This is a genomic window from Corynebacterium sp. 212_CJEI, assembly GCF_001055915.1.
Classification (GTDB): Bacteria; Actinomycetota; Actinomycetes; order Mycobacteriales; family Mycobacteriaceae; genus Corynebacterium; species Corynebacterium jeikeium_D.
In genome coordinates this window covers 60,991-83,169 of the sequence record NZ_JVPT01000083.1, presented here as the reverse complement: position 1 = coordinate 83,169, position 22,179 = coordinate 60,991, and the positions used below count along the sequence as shown (strand labels likewise).

General features: G+C 59.1%; 21 protein-coding genes and 1 pseudogene. 16 read left to right on the top strand and 6 right to left on the bottom strand.

Going from position 1 to position 22,179, the window contains the following annotated elements; all coding sequences use genetic code 11:
* Positions 1-152: pseudogene (locus ADB02_RS11420) on the bottom strand (hydrogenase formation protein HypD); the annotation flags it as partial.
* 16 nt (positions 153-168) lie between these two features.
* Positions 169-438: a HypC/HybG/HupF family hydrogenase formation chaperone gene (locus ADB02_RS11075; RefSeq protein WP_049172773.1), complete on the bottom strand. Its 270-nt coding sequence runs from the start codon at positions 436-438 to the stop codon at positions 169-171.
* Between the two features lie 123 nt (positions 439-561).
* On the opposite strand from ADB02_RS11075, the gene hypE reads away from it, so the two are divergent.
* Positions 562-1,704 carry a hydrogenase expression/formation protein HypE gene (hypE, locus tag ADB02_RS11070; protein ID WP_049172775.1) on the top strand — a complete coding sequence of 381 codons (1,143 nt, stop codon included), beginning with the start codon at positions 562-564 and terminating at the stop codon, positions 1,702-1,704.
* Here the strand turns inward: hypE and ADB02_RS11065 are convergent.
* Positions 1,701-4,109 carry a carbamoyltransferase HypF gene (locus ADB02_RS11065; RefSeq protein WP_049191159.1) on the bottom strand — a complete coding sequence of 803 codons (2,409 nt, stop codon included), beginning with the start codon at positions 4,107-4,109 and terminating at the stop codon, positions 1,701-1,703. The genes hypE and ADB02_RS11065 overlap by 4 nt on opposite strands.
* On the opposite strand from ADB02_RS11065, the gene ADB02_RS11060 reads away from it, so the two are divergent.
* The 6 genes from ADB02_RS11060 (at position 4,066) to ADB02_RS11035 (ending at position 10,591) form a co-directional block, all read left to right on the top strand.
* Positions 4,066-4,503: a hydrogenase maturation nickel metallochaperone HypA gene (locus ADB02_RS11060; RefSeq protein ID WP_343217397.1), complete on the top strand. Its 438-nt coding sequence runs from the start codon at positions 4,066-4,068 to the stop codon at positions 4,501-4,503. The two genes, ADB02_RS11065 and ADB02_RS11060, sit on opposite strands and share 44 nt — an antisense overlap.
* Before the next feature lie 16 nt (positions 4,504-4,519).
* Positions 4,520-5,344 carry a hydrogenase nickel incorporation protein HypB gene (gene hypB / locus ADB02_RS11055; RefSeq protein ID WP_049191154.1) on the top strand — a complete coding sequence of 275 codons (825 nt, stop codon included), beginning with the start codon at positions 4,520-4,522 and terminating at the stop codon, positions 5,342-5,344.
* Positions 5,345-5,679: 335 nt separating this feature from the next.
* A complete protein-coding gene (locus ADB02_RS11050) occupies positions 5,680-6,918 on the top strand; it encodes a hydrogenase small subunit (RefSeq protein WP_016422185.1) in 1,239 nt (412 codons plus the stop codon).
* A 13-nt stretch (positions 6,919-6,931) separates the two neighbouring features.
* Positions 6,932-8,680, top strand: coding sequence for a nickel-dependent hydrogenase large subunit (locus ADB02_RS11045; RefSeq protein WP_049191152.1), 1,749 nt, complete (start codon positions 6,932-6,934; stop codon positions 8,678-8,680).
* Positions 8,677-9,945: a Ni/Fe-hydrogenase, b-type cytochrome subunit gene (gene cybH, locus ADB02_RS11040; RefSeq protein ID WP_016422187.1), complete on the top strand. Its 1,269-nt coding sequence runs from the start codon at positions 8,677-8,679 to the stop codon at positions 9,943-9,945. Before ADB02_RS11045 ends, cybH begins: the two co-directional genes overlap by 4 nt.
* Positions 9,946-10,006: 61 nt before the next feature.
* Positions 10,007-10,591 carry a hydrogenase maturation protease gene (locus tag ADB02_RS11035; RefSeq protein ID WP_049191165.1) on the top strand — a complete coding sequence of 195 codons (585 nt, stop codon included), beginning with the start codon at positions 10,007-10,009 and terminating at the stop codon, positions 10,589-10,591.
* Here the strand turns inward: ADB02_RS11035 and ADB02_RS11030 are convergent.
* Entirely contained in the window at positions 10,588-10,947 is a 360-nt protein-coding gene (locus ADB02_RS11030) for a hydrogenase maturation nickel metallochaperone HypA (protein ID WP_172954599.1), read from the bottom strand. The two genes, ADB02_RS11035 and ADB02_RS11030, sit on opposite strands and share 4 nt — an antisense overlap.
* A gap of 40 nt (positions 10,948-10,987) precedes the next feature.
* Between ADB02_RS11030 and ADB02_RS11025 the strand changes: the two genes are divergently transcribed.
* The gene (locus ADB02_RS11025) at positions 10,988-12,343 is read left to right on the top strand and encodes a nickel-dependent hydrogenase large subunit (RefSeq protein WP_049172780.1); all 1,356 of its coding nucleotides are present in this window, start codon (positions 10,988-10,990) and stop codon (positions 12,341-12,343) included.
* A 4-nt stretch (positions 12,344-12,347) separates the two neighbouring features.
* Complete coding sequence (locus ADB02_RS11020; RefSeq protein WP_049172782.1) at positions 12,348-12,608, top strand: HypC/HybG/HupF family hydrogenase formation chaperone; 261 nt, start codon at positions 12,348-12,350, stop codon at positions 12,606-12,608.
* On the opposite strand, the gene ADB02_RS11015 is transcribed toward ADB02_RS11020, so the two are convergent.
* Positions 12,605-14,239, bottom strand: a complete 1,635-nt coding sequence (locus ADB02_RS11015; protein ID WP_370449382.1) for an LCP family protein — start codon at positions 14,237-14,239, stop codon at positions 12,605-12,607. The genes ADB02_RS11020 and ADB02_RS11015 overlap by 4 nt on opposite strands.
* A gap of 135 nt (positions 14,240-14,374) precedes the next feature.
* Between ADB02_RS11015 and rfbD the strand changes: the two genes are divergently transcribed.
* From rfbD to ADB02_RS10995, 4 genes are all read left to right on the top strand, one after another.
* The gene (rfbD, locus tag ADB02_RS11010; RefSeq protein ID WP_049172786.1) at positions 14,375-15,349 is read left to right on the top strand and encodes a dTDP-4-dehydrorhamnose reductase; all 975 of its coding nucleotides are present in this window, start codon (positions 14,375-14,377) and stop codon (positions 15,347-15,349) included.
* An 11-nt stretch (positions 15,350-15,360) separates the two neighbouring features.
* A complete protein-coding gene (locus tag ADB02_RS11005; protein WP_049191149.1) occupies positions 15,361-16,284 on the top strand; it encodes a glycosyltransferase family 2 protein in 924 nt (307 codons plus the stop codon).
* A 41-nt stretch (positions 16,285-16,325) separates the two neighbouring features.
* Positions 16,326-17,483, top strand: coding sequence for a sugar phosphate nucleotidyltransferase (locus ADB02_RS11000; RefSeq protein WP_049191147.1), 1,158 nt, complete (start codon positions 16,326-16,328; stop codon positions 17,481-17,483).
* Positions 17,484-17,803: 320 nt separating this feature from the next.
* Positions 17,804-18,172 (top strand): WhiB family transcriptional regulator, encoded by a 369-nt coding sequence (locus ADB02_RS10995; RefSeq protein WP_005510060.1) that lies wholly within the window; start codon positions 17,804-17,806, stop codon positions 18,170-18,172.
* A 370-nt stretch (positions 18,173-18,542) separates the two neighbouring features.
* On the opposite strand, the gene ADB02_RS10990 is transcribed toward ADB02_RS10995, so the two are convergent.
* Positions 18,543-19,025, bottom strand: a complete 483-nt coding sequence (locus ADB02_RS10990) for a metallopeptidase family protein (RefSeq protein WP_049172790.1) — start codon at positions 19,023-19,025, stop codon at positions 18,543-18,545.
* Positions 19,026-19,197: 172 nt separating this feature from the next.
* Between ADB02_RS10990 and ADB02_RS10985 the strand changes: the two genes are divergently transcribed.
* The 3 genes from ADB02_RS10985 to ADB02_RS10975 all read left to right on the top strand — a co-directional run bounded on the left by ADB02_RS10985 (position 19,198) and on the right by ADB02_RS10975 (position 22,157).
* Complete coding sequence (locus ADB02_RS10985) at positions 19,198-19,605, top strand: DUF3499 domain-containing protein (RefSeq protein ID WP_005509890.1); 408 nt, start codon at positions 19,198-19,200, stop codon at positions 19,603-19,605.
* Between the two features lie 117 nt (positions 19,606-19,722).
* Positions 19,723-21,102: a phosphomannomutase/phosphoglucomutase gene (locus ADB02_RS10980; RefSeq protein ID WP_080971513.1), complete on the top strand. Its 1,380-nt coding sequence runs from the start codon at positions 19,723-19,725 to the stop codon at positions 21,100-21,102.
* A 38-nt stretch (positions 21,103-21,140) separates the two neighbouring features.
* Positions 21,141-22,157 carry a hypothetical protein gene (locus ADB02_RS10975; RefSeq protein ID WP_049172792.1) on the top strand — a complete coding sequence of 339 codons (1,017 nt, stop codon included), beginning with the start codon at positions 21,141-21,143 and terminating at the stop codon, positions 22,155-22,157.
* Positions 22,158-22,179: the final 22 nt, after the last annotated feature.

Genomic DNA, 22,179 nt, shown 5'->3' with positions numbered 1-22,179 from the left:
TTTTCCAAGCCGTAACGGTAAATGGTGTGCGTGTGCCCGCCACAGACTTCCATCAGCGCGATGGGCTTTTCCAGCTTGGTGGCCTCGCGTTCAATGCGTGCGAGCAGCTTCTTCGCAGCGGCGGGGTCGCGGAATTCGTCAACGTATTTCATGGTGCCGTCCAGCCCCTCAGTTGATCTGTGACGATGAGAAGGATTCCAGCTCATCCTCGTAAGTGTCGCCGCCTAGCTGTTTGATTTGCTGGAGCGAAAGTCTGGCTTCTTCCTCGTCGATCTTGCTCATGGCGAAACCGACATGTACGAGAACCCAGTCACCGGCGGTGAGGTTCTCGTCAACAAGTAAATCGGTGGAAATCATGCGTGCGACGCCACCAATTTCCACTGTTGCACGGGCAGCATCGTGGACTTCTGTGATGACGGCAGGGACACCAAGACACATACGCTTCTCCTCGTTTGCAATACTTATCGAGACTACCATCAGAGGCAGCGAACCTCGTTTTCGAAGGACGAGTGACGCAAGCAGTTTTGTCCGCCACCAGCTGTGAAGTTAGGGATAGTGAGCATGCAGCCGAAGAATCGTCTGAACACCAACGAAGCCAAGGTAAACACCAATATTGGTCGCGTTCGGGCACGTCCGTTCAGGCTTCTCGACGATTACGTCACCTTGCAACACGGCTCCGGTGGAAAGGCCTCCGCAGCTCTGGTTGAACAGGTCTTTTTCGACGCCTATGGCAATGAAATTTTAGGGCAGGGTGGCGACTCCGGGCTGTTCGCTGCCGAAGCCGTCGTCGAGGCTGCGGCAGCTTCTGCACATGGTGGGGCGCGGTTGGCAATGTCCACCGACTCCTATGTGGTCAATCCCATCGAGTTCCCGGGCGGCGACATCGGGGATTTGGCCGTCAACGGCACGATTAACGATCTGGCGGTAGCTGGAGCCAGGCCCCTGGCGCTGACCGCATCGTTCATTCTGGAAGAGGGGCTGGAGATTGCGACTCTGCGCCGCATTGTGGCGAGTATGCGCGTCGCTGCCGATGCCGCAGGGGTGAGCATCGTCGCCGGCGACACCAAGGTTGTGCCGAAGGGCGCAGGTGACCAGGTCTACATCACCACGGCCGGGATGGGCGTGGTCCGCGGCGACTACGCCGGTGCCGCTACGAAAGGATCTGTCTACGCAAACATCGAGGCCGGAGACCGCATCCTCGTCTCCGGTCCAATCGCCGATCACGGCATGGCCGTCATGCTCGCCCGCGGCGACTTGGCTCTGGCCGCGCCTATCGAGTCCGATACCCGTGCCGTCAACGGCCTGGTCGAGGCACTACTTGAAGCTGCCCCCGGCACTCGCTGGATGCGCGATGCCACTCGTGGCGGCCTCGGCACGGTCGCCAACGAGCTCGCCCGTGGCACCGGTCTTGGTGTCGTACTTGACGACGATTCCATTGCGGTCCGTGAAATGACCCGTGGCGCCTGTGACATGCTCGGCATAGATCCGCTCTACGTCGCCAATGAAGGCACCTTCGTCGCCGTTGTCCCCGCCGGGCAATCCGAGGCAGCGCTCAGTGCGCTCCACGCAGCCGGGGCTTCCGAGGCTTGTGATATCGGCTCCATCGAGGACGAGCCCGCCGCTTCCGTGGTACTGGTCACCGGATTCGGTGGCACCCGCATGGTGGACATGTTGGTCGGCGACCCGCTGCCGCGCATCTGCTAGACATCCATGCCCGTTGCCGCCAGCAGGCGGCCGGCCACCGCCTGACCAAGACTCAATCCGCCATCGCCCGGCGGCACAATTTGATGCTGCAACAGAGTAATGCCCTCAGCTGCAACTTCGCGCCGCAGCAGCTCCATCAACAGCGCATTATTCGCGCAACCCCCGCTGACGCCGACAACATCGGTGCCGGCTTCCTCCGCAGCCTGCACCAATCGCTTGCCGACGACACCCGCGACCCCACCGTGAAACACAAATGCGGCCTGCTCAGCGTCAGGCGAAGCTACCGCTTCCCGAATGACGTCCTGGAAGGGCACTGGCTTGGTCTCTGAACTGACCGCTCCAAGCGCTTCCGCATGTGACCTCACGTAGCGAGTCGCCGCTGCCTCCAACTCCATGGCCGCTTGCGCCTCGTAGCTGATGGCTCCGCCACCGCGCCAGCGAGGAAGCAGCAGTGCTGCGGCGGCATCGAATATGCGGCCGAGAGATGAAGTTTGCACTGTGCCAACTCCCGTCGCCAACTGGCTTTTAACCAGGGCTACTTCGCGCTCGTTGGAGAGGTTGCGCACAAGGTGGTCGTCGTTAAGCTCCCATGCGTGAGTGAGACCGAGGGCGAGCCGCCACGGGTGTGTGACGGCGCGATCTCCGCCGACCAACGGGAAAGTGGGGCAGTGCCAGGTGCGTTCCCAGTTTGCGGAACTGCGACTGAGCGTGAGGATCTCGCCGCCCCAGATGGTGCCATCAGTGCCATAGCCGGTGCCGTCGAGGGTGGCGACAACTGCATGACCCGCATTGGGGGAGAGGAGACGGTGCTCCGCGAGTAGGGAGAGCGCGTGTGCGAAGTGGTGCTGAACTGCGAGGAGTTCGATGTCGTGCTCGGCGGCGAAGCGTTCGGCGAAGGCGGTCGTGGCGTAGCCCGGATGAAGATCGCAGACGACAAGGTCCGGGGTCGCATCGCGCATGGAAAGGAGCTGGTCAACTGCTCTCTGGTAGGCCTTCTGGCTGGCCCACGAACCCATGTCGCCAATGTGCGCGGAGACGTGAGCGAGGTCCCCATGCGCGATAGCGAAAGTGTTCTTCAGCTCTCCGCCGGTCGCGAAAATGGTGGGTTGGGACGTGTTCCGGGCGCTGGTGCCAGGGCCAGCGTCAGTGCCAGGGCCAGGGCCAGTGTGGCTACGAGAATCGGTGGGCGTGATTGAAACGGGGACGGGAGCGAAGCCGCGGGACCGGCGCGATGGGGCGGTGCCGATGAAAACCGAATCTTCAACGGGTACGTGGATTTCGCGGTCGTGGAGGATGAAAGCGTCGGCGATGTGATCGAGCTTCTTCAGCGCATCGACATTGTCGGTACACACGGGCTCGCCACTGAGGTTGCCGCTGGTGACCACGAGCGGGCGATCGCAAAGCAACAGGTGAATGCCTGAGTACGGAAGCATAATCCCGAAGCTGTCGAGGCCCGGTGCGATGAGATTGGAAAGCGGCCCCGACCGCTGCTTCGGTGCAATCACAATCGGTGCCTCAGGGGAGTCGAGAAAACGCTTCTCCTGCTCAGTTAACTCAACCAGTTGGGCAGCGGTGTCAACAGTGGGAGCCATTACCGCCAACGGTTTGTCGGGTCGACGCTTGCGCATCCGCAGTTTCTCGCAGGCAGCGTCATTGGTGGCATCGCAGACCAGGTGAAAACCACCAATACCTTTGACGGCGAGCAGGGCGCCGTCGTCAAGCAGTGCGTGTGCGCGACGAAAGAGCGCGAGAACCTCCTCGCGGGAGGTGGCGGTGATGGTGCCGCCTGCATCGTGCCAGCTCAGACGCGGGCCACAGTCGAAGCAGCTGATTGGCTGAGCGTGATAGCGGCGGTCGGTGGGGTCGGTGTACTCGCGCTCGCACGGGGTGCACATCGGAAAGGCCGCCATAGTGGTGCGCGGGCGGTCGTAGGGCAGTTCAGTGATGATGGACAGGCGCGGTCCGCAGTTGGTGCAGGAGATGAAAGGGTAGAGGTAGCGCGGGTTGGTAGGGTCGAAAAACTCACGGCGGCAGTCCGGGCACAGTGCAGTGTCGGGCGGAAGCAGCGCGCGGCCGGAGTAGTTGTGGCGAGAGGGCACGATGGTGAACTCGCGCTCATGGCCCAGCGTCGCGATGTGCTCGGCGGAGTGATTGATGATGCGGGCAAGCGCCGGCAGGTCGGTGAAAAGCTGGCTGCGGAAGGCCGTGAGAGCGTCCGACGTTCCTTCTACCTCGATGAATACACCCTGCTCATCGTTGCCGCAGAAGCCGACGAGACCCGCGCGCCGGGCGATGGTGGCGACAAAAGGGCGGAATCCGACCCCCTGGACGATTCCTTCGATACGCCAGCGAATGCGTTGAATGCTCGTACCCATCCCCGCCCCGGTCGTGCCTGCTTTTTCCATGTGCTCAACTTTACGTAAGCGCCTCGGGTCCGTTCGCACTGCTAGTTTGGAGATTGTGCACGAAGTAGCGTTGAGCATGCAGTTAGCGAAGGTTGTCACGAGAGCAGCCGAAGGTCGAACTGTACGCACTGTGCACCTGCGGATAGGCGCTCTACGGCAGGTTGTGCCAGAAACCCTTTCATACGCGTGGGATTTCGTCAGTCGCGATACCGGTTTGGGGGACGCGAAATTGGATATTGACTGGGTACCTGCGGTTGTCGAATGCGCGCACGGGCATCGCGAACAGGTGGGGCCACTCGACGGCCTGCTGTGCCCCACGTGCGGAAAGCCAGGACGCGTAATCTCGGGGGAAGAGTTCACAATCGTCGACATCGACGTCGACACGCACAAGTAGGAAAGACGGTTTTATCATGGGACGTTTCCACCGGCATGACGGCGATGACGCACACCACCATCACCACCATCATCATGACCACGACCATGACCATGACCACCATCACGGCCATGACCACGTTCATCTCGCCGATCCCGATGACACTAGCCACGGCGACCATTCGGGTTATGAAACCGGCGTGGAACGCGTGACCATCCTCGAGGACATCTTCAGCGAAAACGACCATCGCGCGGAGCATAATCGCGAGCTGCTTGCTGAACATGGCGTGGAAGCCATCAACCTGATGAGCTCCCCGGGCTCAGGCAAGACTGCGCTGTTGGAGAAGACACTGGCGGCTGCGCAGGGAAAGCGGCGCGTCGGCATTATCGAGGGCGATATTGAGACGGCTCTCGATGCCGACCGCCTGGAGGGCTACGGGGCACAGATTTCGCTGCTGAACACGGGCAACGGATTCGGTGGTGAATGCCACTTGGACGCCCCGATGGTCTCCCGCGCGCTCGAGGGGCTGGATTTGGCCACGCTTGACCTGGTCATGATTGAAAATGTGGGAAACCTTGTCTGTCCGGCTGAGTTTGAGGTCGGTGAGACTCGCAAGGCAATGGTCTACTCCATCACCGAGGGGGAGGATAAGCCTGTCAAGTACCCGGTGATGTTCCGCTCTGTGCAGGTAGTGGTTATCAACAAGATGGACCTTGCCCCGTACCTTGACTTCGACATGGAGCTCTTCCGCGCCAACCTGGAAAAGGTCAATCCAGGCGTGAAGGTGATTGAGGTCTCCGCTAAGACCGGGGAGGGCATCGACGAATGGCTCCGTTGGGTCAACCCTGCGCTGGTTGATTAAGCGCGCGCCGGGGGCCGTCGTGAAGCAATGGGGGCGTCACGGCATGCTTGACGACGGCCCCGTTACCCCCCCCTCGCTTCGCTCCACCTTAGTGGGGGATAGGTGATATCCCGCTGTAATCTGCGGCAGTTTTTCACGTTCATTACTTGTACCTGGAGCTATATTTACGCAACATTTATCTTGCATATTATTTTGTTATAACCGCAGCGCAGCGACGTTATTCAGCTTGTTCTTAGGTCGCTATACTTGACCATGTATAGGCAATGGGCCTTGGTAGTTGTAAAACCTCGAAACCAAATATTCCTAATAACTAAGCAGAAGGCGCAGCGAAAAAAATGATTAGTGGCGCGAATTGGCAGGAAGGGACCCTCGGCGAAAACCTCGCTAGAGCTGGTGTCTCACGGCGCAGTTTCATGAAGTTTTGTGGCACTATGGCGGCAATTTTTGCCGCCGGAACTCCGAATGTCGGTGAGGCTGCGGCGCAGTCACTGACTCCCTCGGCGGAGGAAATCGCAGATAAGCTTTCGGCTGTAAAGAAGCCGAAGGTGGCTTGGCTGCAGTTGCAGGAATGTACCGGATGTATGGAATCCGTATTGCGTTCCGGAGGCACCACTGCTGAAGATGTGGTGCTGAACCTGGTTTCGATGGACTACAACGAGCTGCTCATGGCACCGTCCGGGCATGCGGCTGAAAAGGCTTTGGACGACATGAATGCCGAGGATCACATTCTGGTGGTCAATGGCTCGATTCCGACCGGCGAGAACGGTGCGTACTGCACCATTGGCGGTAAGTCGGCAGAACAGGTGCTGCTCGAGGCTGCTGAGAAGGCCACGGCAATCCTGGCCGTTGGTGCCTGCGCAGTCTGGGGTTCTGTCCAGGCTGCTAAGCCGAATCCGACCGGTGCCAAGGGTGTCGATGAGATTATCAAGGACAAGCCGGTGATTAACGTCTCTGGTTGTCCGCCGATTGGTGAGGTGATTACGGCCACCCTGACGTACGTACTCACTTATGGCAAGACACCGGAGGTCGACGCTGAGGGGCGGCCAAAGTTTGCCTATGACCAGCGTATTCACGACTCCTGCCCGCGTCGTGCGCATTACGATGCCGGTCAGTTCGTGAAAACCTTCGACGACGAGGGCGCACGCAACGGTTGGTGCCTTTACGAGGTCGGCTGTAAGGGGCCATCCACGTTTAGCCCATGCCCAATCGTGCAGTGGAACCTTAAGTCCGGTTGGCCAATTGGTGCTGGTCACCCATGTATTGGCTGTACTGAGAAGGACTTCTTCGACCAGTTCACTCCGTTCTACGACAAGCTGCCGGGAATCCCGGGTATTGGAGTGGAGTCCAGCGTGAACACGGTCGGCGTTGGACTGCTGGCTGCCACTGCCGCGGGTGCCGCGGTCCATGGCGGACTCACATTGGTGAAGGAACTGAAGATAAGGCGCTCCAACGGCGAAGAAAAGGTGTTGGCTGCGTTTGGTGGTGTGGAAGGCCGGAAGCCACCGATGGTCGACCTTCCTTCAAACGCACCAGGCACGCAGAGCGAGACAGCATCCGATTCGAAGGACAACTAAGGGGGCATAGGACATGGCTACGGAAAAAGTTGTAATCGACCCGATTACCCGAATCGAGGGACACCTTCGCATTGAGCTGGAACGCGAGGGAGACCAGATCAAAACCGCGTGGAGTGAGACTACTCAGTTCCGCGGTATCGAAACCATTGTGAAAAACCGCGATCCTCGCGATGTCTGGGCATTCGTTGGTCGTATCTGTGGTGTGTGCACGGGTACTCACTCGGTGGCGTCCATTGCCGCTGTCGAAGATGCCATTGGCTCGACACCGCCCCCGCAGGCACGTCGTATTCGCGACCTGGTGATTGGCTCGCAGGAGATTCACGACCACGTCGTGCATTTCTACCATCTTCACGGTCTGGACTGGATTGATGTCACGAAGGCTCTCGAGGCCGATCCGAAGAAGACCGTTGAGTTCGCGCAGTCGATCGGTTCGACGTGGAAGGGCAATAACGAAGAAACCTTCGCCCGGGTCAAGGAGACCGTGCAGGGCATTGTGGACTCCGGCCAGCTGTCCATCTTCACCGGCGGCTACTGGGGACATGAGGACTACCGCTTGCCGCCCGAGGCCAACCTGATGGCAGTGTCGCACTACCTCGACGCCTTGGCTTTCCAGCGCTCTATCATCCGCATTAACACCGTCTTCGGCGGTAAGAACCCACACCCGAACTTCCTGGTCGGAGGCATGGCGTGCTCCATCGACCCGGAACGCTCGGAGACTGTCAACCAAGTCGGCATTGATCAGATCAAGTCCTGGATCGACGAGATCGTGGAGTTCGTCAATGACTGCTTCTACCCAGATGCAGTCGCCATCATGAGCGTTTACAAGGACTACTTCGACATCGGTCGCTCCTCCGACAGCTTCCTGGCGGTAGGCATGGCCGGCGCCACTTACTCCGGCGACCCGGCTAAGTCCCGTGTCCAGACCGTGCATCCAGACATCAAGCCCGGTGTCATTCTCGACGGTGACTACACCAAGCTCCACCCATTCCAGCCGGAAAAGATCGAGGAATTCATCAACTCCGCCTGGTACACGCAGGAAGCCGGCGATGATGTCGGCCTGAAGCCGTACGACGGCGAGACAACTGTGAACTATACCGGCCCGAAGCCGCCGTATGAGTGGCTGTCGGACAATGAAAAGTACACCTGGTCGAAGGCGCCGCGTTACGACGGTCGCGCTGTTCAAGTTGGCCCGGTTGCTCGTGTGCTGTTGGCGTACCTGCAGAAGGAGCCGGAGACAATGCGCCTGGTCGACGAGGTCATGGATAAGCTCGACCTGCGCATTGAGCAGATGAACTCCACTGCGGGACGCACCTACGCACGCGCTGTGGAGTCGGTGACCACCGCCAATTACTTGGCAGATCATATTTTCCCGGAGTTCGTTGAGGCCCTGAAGAACGGCGACATCGATGTCTTCGACAACAGCTGTTGGGAGCCGACCACGTGGCCGGAAAAGTGCCAGGGCGTGGGCTTCCTCGAGGTCGCTCGTGGCATGCTCAGCCACTGGGTCAAAATTGAAAATGGCAAGGTGACCAACTACCAAGCCGTGGTTCCCACCACGTGGCTGGCCGGTGGCCGTGACCCGAAGGGGCAGCTTGGCCCATACGAGCACGCGCTGGCTGGCGATGGCACACATCCGCTGGTTGATCCCGAGCAGCCGCTTGAACCACTTCGCACGATTCATTCCTTCGATCCATGTATGGCCTGCGCAGTCCACATTTTGGATCCGGCTGGTCAGGAAATGTTTAAGGTGACGACGGCATGACACCCCCAGTGAGTGAAAATCCGGAACTGCGACTAAAAGATTCCAAGGGCAACCCCCTGGTTATTGCGGTTATTGACGCACACACCAGCCACTGGTTGTCGCCATCCGAGGTCATTCAGGCCGCAGCAATTGTCCCGGACGACTCCCGCGATCCTGTCGACCTTGCGCTAAAGGTCAGCTTGCGTCGTCGTCGTGACGATCTTTTCCATCTCGACGGCACGCCACTGATGAAACTGACCCCGGATTCCTACGACCCGGCAACACCTGACCGCCGTTACTCCATCGCCAAGGTGCACGGCCTCAACATTGCGGATCAAACGGTCGATGTCGCCATCATGCGCGGTGAATTGAATGCGGTCGTTGAGGCATCCACGATGTCCCGTGAGGAAGGCGTTCTACTTCGTCGTAACGCGAACATGCATCATGGTCGCGGGCACCGCAGCATGGGCGTCGCGCTTGCGCCCATTGACAAAGACGGAAATATCATCGGAGAGTTCATCTTCGAAGGATTCGTGGCAATGGGGCTGCGGAAACTCGACGAGGCCATTGCGGAGAACAAGAAGGGCTCCGGTTCGTGGGTCGAGGTTCACCTGTGGGGATGGGCGCTGCGCGTTCAACATTGGTTGAACCTGGCGCTGATGTTGGTGATGACCTTTACTGGCTGGTACATCATGCAGCCCTATTTGACTGAGCGCACCTATGACGGCTCGGCCGCGGGCTTCGCGATGGGGTATGTCCGTTTCGCGCACTTCTTAGCCGGATTCCTATGGATTGCGGTGGGGCTGTGGCGTGTCATTCTGCTGTTTGTTACCCACGACCGACAAACACGATGGCGTGCGCTATGGCCGATTTATAACAAGCAGGATGTTAAAGACCTCTGGCACACGATGCAGTACTACCTCTTCCTGCGCAAGGAAGGGCCGTTCTACTTCGCTCACAATCCGCTGCAGCAGCTGGCGTACACCGGCATTTATGCGATGTGTTTCATTCAGATGCTCACAGGTTTGTCGCTATACGCGATGATGGATCAGTCCAACTGGTTCTTCCAGCTGCTGGCTATGCCGACGCACTGGATTGGCATCGGCTACTTCCGCCTGATTCACACAATCATCATGTACCTGATTTGGCTCTTCGCCATCATTCACGTCTACTTGGTCATCCGCTCCGATGCGGTGCACAACCACGGTGGTCTGTCCTCGATGATTGGTGGCTCTGTCTGGCTACCGCGCGGCACGCAACCGGTTGACTCTCCACGCATTGGATAGGAGATCATTGGGTAACGATAAGGTGTCCGACGCAGTCACCGGTGCTGATGCTGGCACTCCGTTGGTGACGGTTCTTGGCATCGGCAACCCCGTCATGGGCGACGACGGCATTGGTCTCGAGCTGCTGAGGCGTCTTGCCCCAGAACTGGAATCTGCAGGCATGGGGCAGACAACGCAGGCTGGGGATTCTGCGCATCTGGTCTGGTCGCCCTCCAACCTCGATGATCCTGCGAACCTCGCCGGGCGAGGGGACGAATGGACGGGTGCGGTTGCCTACATCGATGGTGGCACCTGCGGTATGGAGTTGCTGCCCATCGTGCAGGAGGCCAAGAACCTATTGTTGCTCGACGCTCTCGCTGGTCCGGGGGATCCCGGTACCGTCGTCAAGCTCGTCGGTGACCAGATCCCTAGACTATTGGCGGCAAAGCTGTCCGCGCATCAGGTCGGCTTGCTGGATTTGCTCACCGCGGCGCGACTGCTGGGGCAGGAGCCTGAGCGCGTCGGTGTGGTGGGAGTGGTCTACGAGTCTGCCGACATGGTGGTGGGGCTCAGCAACACGGCACTTGGCGGCATTGAGGAGGCGACTGAGGTTGCGCGCGAGCTCATCGACAGCTGGCTTGCCGACGAGCGCGACAGTGACGTCTAACCCTCGCCCTCAGCGCTGACCTCAATACTGGAGATTTCAAACTCGCGGCCGTGCCGCAAATCCGCAGTTGGGGTGCCGCAGACGGGGCAGGTTAGAGCATAGAATTCATCGATCTCATGCTCGGCCTCGCAGGTGGGGCAGTAGACCGTCGACACAATGAGCTCGGCGTCTAACTCCGCGCCCTCACACTGTGTCGCGGCACTGGCCACGGGCCACGCGGCGATGAGGGAATCGTAGACGACTCCGGAGCGGTCGCCCACACGCATTGACACCTTTGTCACGGTGCGTCCCGGGCAGACCTCGGCAATCTTTTCCACCACGCTGGTCAACAATCCAAGCTCATGCACAGATACCATTATGGCGAAGCACTCAGCGCAAAGGAGGCGCAGGCGGACCATGTCATCCAAATCCGTTCCGGTTACCCAGCACATCCAGCTCGATGAGCTTGTTGACCCATTCGAGGCACGACTGGATGTCTATCGCGATGACAACGGCGCCATCACACAGGTGTCCTTCGACCTTTCAGGGCTACCGCGTATCGACGGGATGCTCGTGGGCAAGCAGGCGCTGGCTGTACCAGATATCACCAAGCGGCTGTGTGGCCTGTGCCCGGTTGTGCATCATCTTGCAGGCGTGCGGGCGGTAGAGGACCTTTACGGGGTCTTCGACATTCCTCGAACCGCACAGTTGATTCGAGAGCTGCTGGCGGCCGGGTCGACCTTGGATAATCTAGCGACCAAATTTGTGGCCGTCGACCGCGAGGGGGCGCGGGCAATGAAGCGTGCCGGAAAAGCTCTGATGCGTGCAGCGGGGGCACCGTCGCACTTCCCGGATGTCGCCGTCCCCGGCGGTGTGCGCGCGACAGTGGATAAGACGCTGGTTTCTGAGGCAGAAACTGCTCTGGAGGTACTGGCTGAGACGGCGGTAATCAAGGAAGTGGAGCTTCTTCCCACTCCCGATGCCCCTGATGCTTGGACGGATACTTTTGACGGCCTCGACGTGGCAGTTGTCGATGCCGACGGTGAGCTTGCGCCGCTGGGAAATTACCTCGCAGTCGCGCGGCATGACACCGATACCGCGGCGGAGATTTTCCCGGCTGCTGATTGGCCCACACGCGTTCGTGAATCCCGTCCGGGCGATGCCGCTCCCAGACCGGTGTTTGATGCCTCGAAGGAGTTGGGCAAGCATGGCTGTGAAGGTCAGCGGGCCGATTTCTACCGGGTGGGGCCGGTCTCCAGACAGGTTGTCGTCGATAAGCGTGGGGTGAGCCCACGCGACGCCCAACGCCAGCTTCTCGCTGACACCGTGGCTTGGGCGAGGCGGGTGCTTTCCGACGGGGAACTGCTCGGCGAGCATGTGTGCGATCCGAATGCTGCGACAGCGATTGAGAATGCTGACTTTGAAGGGCATCGCAGTGGTGTCGGGATGATTGACGGGCCGCGCGGGCTGTTAGTGCATCGCTATACGGCAGGGGCTGACGGCATCATCACGGATTGTCAGATCATGACACCAACTGCGCAGAACGAACCCTGGCTGACTCGTATGCTCACCGAGCAGCTGTGCGGCGGCGGAGAGGCTGCGGGGGTCGAGAAGTCCATCTGGGCCGCTGATCCGTGCTTACCGTGTAGTTCGGCACCTGCGGGAGTGATGACATTCACGATGCAGGAACATGCCGGTGCACCTGCGGACAATATGACAACGGATAGCCGTGGTTCGGCGGACGCCCCGACTGTAGCGGAGAGGACGAAGTAACACGATGTGTCTTGGAATTCCTGCCCGGGTTTTGGCAATAGCCGATGGTCCACTGCCGATGGCGACAGTGGATATGGCGGGGCAGAAGCGGCAATGCTCGGCAATGTACGTGCCTGAGCTGGTGGCAGGTGATTGGGTGTTCGTCCAGAACGGGTTCATCATGAACGTGCTGGACGAACAGGAGGCCAAGGAGTCCTTAGCCGCAATTGAGGAATATAACCTCATCGAACATGTCGCTGAGGTCTCCCCGAAGGGGCGGACCTAGTTCACGCAGGTCACGCCAGCGGCGTCAATAGCGGGGCGATCTTCCTGCGGAATTTCGCCGCCCTCTTGGCCGATGATGTCGCCATTGGAACCATCTTCAACTTCAGGCGCAGGTTCGGCACCGTCGCCCGAATCAGTGGCCATTCCCTCTGATGTCAATCCTGGGCCGTCGTAGTCACCGGCAATCGTCACTGAGATGTGGTGCGGATCGAGGTATGGATCGTGGACAATCGGTACGCCACCGAGTGCTTCAGAAATGGCCTGAGCTGCCGGATCCTCTGGGTCAGCCGCATTGATCTGGCTGGAGGCAACGCCGGCGAACTCAGCGTTGCCGACCTCTCCCTGGGTGTAGCCCTTTTCTGTTAAGAAACCTGAGACGCCGCTGGCCAAACCTTCAATGCCTGTGGCGTTGTAAACGCTGACTGTAGTTTCAGCCGCGTTGGGGTCAGCCTTCTTATCGTCTTCTTCCTTCGTCGGAGCTTCTTCTTCCTTGGTGCCCAGCAGGGTCTCGAAGTACTGGTGGACTTGGCCCTTATCGATTGTGACCACCGACTCGCCATAGTCACCAACACCGTCAATCGAGGTCACCGGGATAGTTTCAAACTTCACGTTGCCACCACTGAGGCCCTGCATCTGGGTAGCAAATCCGGTGACATCCCAGTTGTCGTCGAGCACCACTGAGCGCTGGACAGCGTTGCCCAGTTCAGACAGCTTCGCGGGATTGGACAGTGTGCCAGCGCCGAGCAGCTTATTGGTGAACGAGGCCATGAAGACCTGCTGGCGAGTAATTCGGTCGAGGTCACCGCGGGGCAGGCCGTGGCGCTGGCGGACGAATGAGAGCGCGTCGGCACCCTTCAACGTCTGTGAGCCCGCCGGGAAGTCCGCACCAGAGAACTCGTCGTAAACAGCCTCATTCAGACATACATCGACACCGCCGATGGCGTCGGTGAGCAGGACGAAGCCGAGCAGGCCAACTTCTGCGTAGTGGTCAACGGTGATACCGCTGAGGTCGCTAATGGTCTCAATCAGAGCTCTACGTCCGGCCTCGGTCGAGCGACGCTCAATGTCTTCCGGCGAGGCCCCGCTTCCTGCGAGTTCTTCTTCCACCATCTGCTTTGTATTGCCGTAGACACCATTGATCTTTGTGTTGCCTAGGCGATTGGTGTGGACATAGGTATCGCGCGGAATGGAAATTGCCGTCGCTGAAGAACCATCGGCAGGAACACGAATCACAATAATCGTGTCTGTATTCGTGGCTTCTTCGTCGCCGGCACGCAGAAGCTCAACTTCTTCCGGAGTCAGCGGGTTGCCCTGGGCATCGGTGCGGGAGTCGGAGCCGACGAGCAGAATATCGGTTGCACCGTCCTTCTCACTGCCCAGACCGAAGTCGCCACCCGAACCCAAGTTGTCGGTGGTCCTACCGAGTGTCCACCAGCCAACTGCGGAAATAACCAGGATAATGGCCGAGAGCAGCACAAGCGCATTGCGCAGCATCGGCGGCCAAGCTTGGGCGGTACTCTCTGCAGAGGACGGTGGCGCTTGAATATCGCGTGCGTGACGCGCGCGTGGCGTGTGGCTGCTCAAACCGGGGCTCCTCTTAAACCGTTTTCGAAAATATAATTTGTGCTGCATGTCTGCGTGGGCATTCCACACATCGTGGAGAGCAGTAAGCAGCTGCGGAAACTACATAAACCTTAACCGTCCAACCGTGTGCGGTGGCACCTCAACACAGTGTCAATCGTATCTACGATAGTGATAAAGAAGAATATGTCTGAAATATCAGTCTCGCATTTCGCCACTCATGGACCAACCCACAGCAATTCGCGGCGTCCCATTGTCGCCATAACTGGTGCTGCTGGACAGCTGGGTACTGCGCTTCAGCGTGATTCTTTCGCCGCCGATGTTGAGGTGCGCGCTCTCACTCGGGCACAGTTGGATATCACTGATTCGGATGCTGTGGAGGCAACGCCTCTGCTTGACGACGTCGACATCATCATTAACGCGGCAGCGGCGACCGATGTCGATGGTGCAGAATCCGATCCCGGTTCGGCACACCTAATCAATGCACTCGGACCGAAGTACTTGGCGGCTCGGGCGAAAAAGGAAGACGCGTATCTCATTCACATCTCCACCGACTATGTCTTCGGTGATGTAGCAATCGATGAGATGACGGGGCAGCGCCGAGCGCTGCGAGTTGATGATTTCACCGCACCTCAGACTATGTATGGACGTACCAAGTTAGTGGGGGAGAACAATGTGCGTGATTCGGGCGCGCGTTCCGCTATTTTGCGTACGGCGTGGGTCTGGTCGGGCCCCACACAGCCAGAGGCCAAGGACTTCGTCTCCACGATGATGCGTCTGGCGGAGACGGCGACTGATGACAAGGGCAATCCGGCAATTATTAAGGTCGTTGACGATCAGCACGGCAACCCCACCTTTGTTGGTGACCTCGCCGGAGCTATCTGGGAGTTGTGCGATCGCGTGTTGTCCGAACCGAGCAGCGCACCGACCGGCACCTTCCATGTCACGGGCAGCGGTGAGTCAACATGGTTCGAAGTGGCTCGCGAAGTGTTTCGGCTCATCGGTCACGATCCACAGCGTGTGGTGGCGTGTACCAGCAGTGAGTTCCCTCGTCCGGCCCCGCGTCCGGCCTGGTCCGTGTTGGATGGTTCCGCATGGAGTGAGGTAGGTCTACATTCACTTCCGGAGTGGCAGGACACTTTGCGGGCAGTCCTGACCTAGGGTCTAGGTTTGTGAATGCAACCTCGAATTCCCCGCAACCCTCGCAGCTTCCGCTCGGTGTGGTCACCGTGACCTTTTCGCCCGGTGAGCACCTGAGCAAGCTGGTGGATTCGCTGGGCTCCGCCGCCAGTGCCTCCACGCGTCTGATCATGGCCGACAACGGCTCGACGGATGGTTCCGTGGAGAAGGAAGAAGCTCGGGCTAAGGAGACCGGAGCGGATGTTCAGCTTCTGCGCACCGGCGGCAACATTGGCTATGGCGCGGCCGCCAACCGTGGCATTGCGGAGCTGGGACGGGCTCGCCGTGCCGGTGAGATTAATCCTGACTACGTCATGCTGGTCAACCCTGACGTGGTGTTTGCCCCTGGCGCAATCGATGTTCTGTTGGAATGCGCGCAGCGCAATCCCAAAGCCGGAGCGATTGGTCCGCTGATTCGCGAGGCGGATGGCAGCGTGTACCCGTCGGCACGCGCGGTTCCTGAGCTTGTCAGCGGTATCGGACACGCGCTGCTCGCCGACATCTGGCCTACTAACCCTTTCTCACGGCGCTATCGGGATGACGCGGATATGGATCGCCAGCGACCGGCCGGCTGGTTGTCGGGCGCATGCCTGCTGCTGCGATGGGATGCGTTCGACCAGATTGATGGCTTTGATACCCGCTACTTCATGTACTTGGAGGACGTGGATTTGGGCGACCGACTGGGCAAGGCTGGTTGGAGGAATATTTTCTGTCCTCGTGCAGAGATTCGTCACGCGCAGGGGCATTCTGCCAGTAAGCACCCAGAAATTACTGTAAAGGCCCATCACGAGTCGGCATACCGTTTTATGTCAGATCGCCTGCCGGGGCCGGCGCTGGCACCTGTGCGACTGGCATTGCGTTTGGGGCTGTTCCTGCGTGGCAAAGTCATAATCGCGGTCAAAAAGCGTAGGAATTAATTAACTGTTGGAATAATCCATCGAAGAAAGTTACCGATTTCATGACTACCGAAGTTCGTCCGAGTGCTGGGAATGGCTCCGCCTTCCAGCCGGGAGCGGATGCTGCACAGCAGGCGGGAGCCACGTTGGCTGAACAGACTGACGCTGTCATTCTGGTCGGCGGGCAAGGTACGCGTTTGCGCCCCCTTACTGTGAATACGCCGAAGCCGATGCTGCCCACGGCAGGGCATCCATTCCTGGAGCACCTGCTTGGCCGCATTCGTGCAGCAGGTATGAAGCACGTGGTATTGGGTACCTCCTACCGAGCTGAAGTATTTGAAGAACACTTCGGCGATGGTTCGGATTTGGGTCTCGAAATTGAATATGTCTTTGAAGCTGAGCCGCTGGGTACCGGTGGCGGTATCCGAAACGTCCTAGACAAGCTGCGCTATGACACCGCGATGATTTTCAACGGCGATGTCCTCGGCGGTACCGACTTGCGTGCGGTGTTGGGTACTCACGCGGAGAAGGATGCGGACGTCACGATGCACCTCGTACGTGTGCCGGATCCACGCGCGTTCGGCTGTGTCCCGACCGATGAGGATGGGCGCGTCCTGGAGTTCCTGGAGAAGACCCAGGATCCGCCAACCGATCAGATTAATGCCGGTATCTACGTGTTCCGCCGCGAGATTATCGAATCGATTCCGGCTGGTCGTCCTATTAGCGTTGAGCGTGAAATCTTCCCAGCGCTGCTTGACCGCGGTATGAACGTCTACGGTCACGTTGATTACGCCTACTGGCGTGACATGGGGACTCCGGGTGACTTCGTCCGCGGCTCCTCTGATTTGGTCCGCGGTATCGCGCCGTCACCACTTCTAGAGGGTAAGCACGGCGAAGCGCTTGTCGACGAATCTGCGTCGGTCGGTGGCGGTGCTCTTCTCTACGGTGGCTCTGTTGTCGGCCGTGGGGCGGAGATTGGTGCGGGAGCTCGGATTGATCAATCGGTGATCTTCGACGGCGCACGCATCGGTGCCGGTGCTGTAATCGAGCGCTCTGTGATTGCCGATGGTGCCGATATTGGCCCGCGAACGGTCATCAGTGATGCCATTATCGGCGAGGGTGCCGTCGTTGGTGCGCGCTGTGAATTGATCAACGGTATCCGTGTGTGGCCGGGCGTCCAGATCCCCGATCACGGAGTACGTTTTTCGACGGATGTCTAGTCTGCAGCCTTCGGCGTGTCAGACTTTTGTCGGCAATATCTGATTAGAGTTGCCGAAGTGTCGCCAAAGTTGCTGGTGAGAGGCATGTGGTGAATGTGATTGAGTTTGGGTGGCAGGTTTAGGGTTCGGGCACCATCCTTCAACCTGAACTTAATCCCCAACGCGGGGGGAGGGGCTTCAGGGGCAATGAAAAGTATTGGGGCAAATTCTCTATTCGGCTTGACCGATGGTGGGTTACACGTGTGTAATCACAAATGTGTGTTTCGCACACTAAGCCCAATTTAAAGACCCGCAGCAACAACCATCAGGAGGCCCTCGGCATGGAAAAGTCCAGCATGTTTGATGGCGGCTCTGCTGTGGATAGTGAGACGAATGCGGGTGACATCGCTGTGAATGATAGCTCCTCTGAAAACCAGCCTCGGCCGTTGACAGAGTGGGCAGATGACCTTTCGGGGTTGTTTGAAGCCGTCGATCAGGACTGGCAGGAGCAAGCTCTGTGTGCCCAGACCGATCCAGAAGCTTTCTTCCCTGAGAAGGGTGGATCCACTCGCGAAGCAAAGCGTATTTGTCGTGCTTGTGGTGTGCGAGATGAATGCCTGGAGTTTGCTCTCGAGCATGATGAGCGCTTCGGTATTTGGGGTGGCCTCTCTGAGCGTGAGCGCCGCCGTTTGAAGCGGCAGATTGGCTAGGATCGCGCGGCTAGTTTTTCGTGTGCACGCAATGCCACAGTTTCCCCTTGGGTAATACCCTGGGGGATTTTTCGGTGAACGAGTTTTTCCTGCTCTCTAGGGTTAATAGACGAAAATATGTCCGCTCAGCATGTCGCTGGGTGGGCCCTTTTGTCGCTTAGTTCTTAATGCGAGTTACTGACTGCGTTTATGACAAAAATCGCCCGAAAAATGGCCTGAAAGTGTCATAAACTTGCACAGTTTCACATTTGCAGCCCGTATTCACGCGTGCAGCCGGTAATTTATGGGGCCTGACCAGTTACTATCTTGAGAATCACACACTGTTTGTCTATTAACCCGGTCTCTAGGGAGCTCCTTAGAAGAAAGCTTTCTACAGGAAGTTCTCGTTGAAACTAGGGTCCACCTCAACCGGATCAATGCCCAGATATACCGCCACCAGGCGGATCAGTACATATTGCAGCATCTGGTCCAGTTCCACTCGACCCGAGACACGGCGCTCAATGGGGCGGCGGAACACTACTACGCAGGGGCGGGTGGGGTTGCCTACGCGGTCAATGCCAGCGGGGATAAGCCGTCCCAGCGGTACAGGTCCGTCAGCGACAATCTCTTCCGGGAAATACATGTCCGGGCGCAACTGCATGCGAGGAATCGTGTCGATGGCGATGTCCAGGTGTGACAGTTGCCGGGACCAGTGCTGATCCAATGGGGCGTAGGCGTCAATAACCGCCTGGTCAAAAGCTTCTGAACGGCTCTTCCAGCGGGGTACCTCCGGCGGCAACAGAGGACCCCGAGGTCCGCGACCGCGTCGCAGTGAGCGTCGCAAAGAGCGCGGAGTATAAGCCGATGAATTCATATTTGTTGAGCTTAATCGGTCGGATCGTCAACGTGGGTGAGGCCAGCTTCCGGCCATGTCGCAGGTTTACTGGGTAAGGCTGGGGTGCCCCGGGGGAGCGTCGGAAAGCGAAAAACGCCCGAGTGGGAGAAAAACTATCGAAACTTAAAGTTAGGGTCTAGACTTTGATGCCGTGAGTGTTTTTAGACGTTGTTGCCGGCCCGGCTGTGGCAAACCTGCCGTAGCTACGTTGACGTATGCCTACGCGGAGTCGACGGCTGTGGTGGGTCCGCTCGCCGCCGCGTCCGAACCGCATAGCTGGGATCTCTGTGAGAAGCACGCGCGTTCTATCACCGCACCGCTGGGGTGGGAGCTCGTGCGTTACGACGTGCCGACGCCCGCCCAGGACGATGATGATTTGACCGCACTGGCGGAAGCCGTCCGTGAAGCTGGCCGCAACGCGACTGGCCTGGTGCTGCGGGATGAGGTCGACAACCGTCCGCAGACCTACAAGATTGATTCCAGCCGCCACCCGTCGACGCGGAAATCCGCGCGCGGTCACCTGCATGTAGTTCGCGATCCGGAGGATTCGGACGACTAACGGGTCGGGCGCCGTGCCCCAGCTCATGCCATCTTGCCGCGGCATTTCTTTGTGAGAGCCTCTCTGTGGCTAGTATCATTTTTCACAAAACTGATACTAGCCACAGAGAGGTTTTTCGTGGGCACTTACAATCGTTCCGATTTGGATGCCGTCATCAAGGCCTATGACGTGCGCGGTGTTGTCGGTGAGGGCATCGACGCGGATCTTGTCGGAGCCATCGGCGCCGCCTTCGGACACATCATGCGTTCAGAGGGCGCAACACGTGCCGTAGTTGGCCACGATATGCGTGAGTCCTCACCGGAGTTGGCGGCTAGTTTCGCCGACGGCGCGGCTGCACAGGGGCTCAACGTCACCCTGCTCGGCCTGACCTCTACGGACGAGCTGTATTTCGCCTCCGGAGTAAAGGAATGCCCGGGCGCGATGTTCACTGCCAGCCACAACCCAGCTGAATACAACGGCATCAAGATGTGCCGTTCGCTCGCCCGCCCGATCGGGCAGGAGACAGGGCTTGCTCAGATTAAGGATCTGCTTGTCGACGGAATCCCGGAGTACACCGGCACTCCGGGCGAAATTGATCGTGAGGATGTTCTGCAGGATTACGCGGCGTTCCTCCATGGGCTGGTCGACATTCGCTCCGGCCGTCGCCTGAAGGTTGCAGTCGATGCCGGTAACGGTATGGGGGGACTGACAGTTCCGGCAGTGCTCGGAGAAGACATGGATGTTGCTGATCTCTACTTTGAGCTCGACGGCAACTTCCCGAATCACGAGGCCAATCCATTGGAGCCCGCCAACCTCGTTGACCTACAGAAGTTTACGGTGGAGCAGGGCGCAGACATCGGTATTGCCTTCGATGGCGACGCTGACCGCTGCTTCGTCGTCGACGAGAAGGGCAACCCGGTCAGCCCATCGGCCATCTGTGCGTTGGTGACCACCCGCTACCTGGAGCAGAACCCGGGTGCGGCTATCATCCATAACCTGATCACATCGCACGTCGTGCCGGAGATGATTGTGGAAAACGGCGGAACCCCGGTTCGTACCCGTGTTGGGCACTCCTTTATTAAGGCGCAAATGGCCGAGCACAGTGCTGTTTTTGGTGGCGAGCATTCAGCGCACTACTACTTCAAGGAATTCTTCAACGCAGACTCCGGCATGCTGGCTGCCATGCATGTCCTGGCCGCACTGGCCGAGCAGGATAAGCCGCTGAGTGAATTCATGGCCGAGTACAACCGCTACGAGGCCTCCGGTGAGATTAACTCCCGCCTGGGTAGTGCCGAGGAGCAGCAGGCCAAGCAGAAGGAAATCGAGGCCGCGTTTGCCGATCGCACGGAGTCCTCGGACTGGATGGATGGCCTGACCATTGAGCTGGCGGACTCCAAGGCGTGGTTCAACGTCCGGGCCTCCAATACGGAGCCGCTGCTGCGTCTGAACGTCGAGGCTCCGACGCGTGCTGAGGTCGACGCTCTTGTCGACGAAGTTCTCGGCATCATCCGCGGTTAATCAACCCCACGCGCCCGTTTTCAGGCATGCTTGGGAGTATGACCTCGTCATTCGACTCCTCCCATAACCCGCGCCAAGAGGCCCTGTTCTATCGTATGGCCACTGCCGGTGCAGGTCTCAGAGCTGCTGCTTCCGCGACTCGCGGGGGTGCGTTTGCTCAACTTTCACTGCCGCGCAGTGCGGTCATCCTCGTGGGAAATCGTCGGGCGCAGCTCGCCGCCGAATCCGTGCGCGCGCTTGCCGACGATATCCGCTGTCCGGTGGTAATTGCGCATCAGTTGCCCAGTTATGTCGGTGCCCTCGACTTGGTCATCGTCTGTGACGACAACCCCGGCAGCCCACTGGGGGCAGCTCTGGCTGAAGCTGATAGGCGAGGTGCTGCCACGGTCGTGGTGGATCCCGGTGAAGGGCCACTGCGTGCCGCCGGTAGCCCCGATACGGTTGTGGTTCCGCGCCCGGCGATGGCGGAGTCCGCGTCCTTTACCGCCTATGTCGGTGCCATCGCCAGCGCGCTCACCGAATGCGGTGCCACCACCCTGGCTCCGGCCGGGGTAGTGGAGGAAGTCGCTGATGCGGTGGACGCCGATATTGCCGCCTGTGCTCCGCAGCGAGATGAAACAGTTAACCCCGCGCGGCAGGTAGCGCAGTGGGTGGCAGGCCGCAGAATGCTTGCAGTGTCGACGACCTCGGCGCTGGCGCCGGTAGCGGAACTGGCATCGTTACAGATGCTTGAGGCAGGCGTGGTCTCGGCAGCGTCGTCGATAAGCGAATTGTCTCTTAGTGTGGGCGCGTTGCTCGCTGCAGAACCCCAGGAAAGCCGCGATATTTTCTATGACCCGTTTATTGATGGTGGGGATGAAGGGGCGACAGTGCTACCGTTGGGGGCGATTGTTTTAGCTGCGCCGAACAATGTGGGCCACTACCGGGACCACTACGGCGAGGTTGGATGGGCTCGTGTGGAGTGCCCTGCGCTCGATGCGGAGACTCATCATCCATTGGTTGAAGTATGTGTTGCTGCAGCCAGAGTTGGTGCGATTGCGGCGTTTTCTGCGTAATCGCCGGGTGTCACCGAAGGCT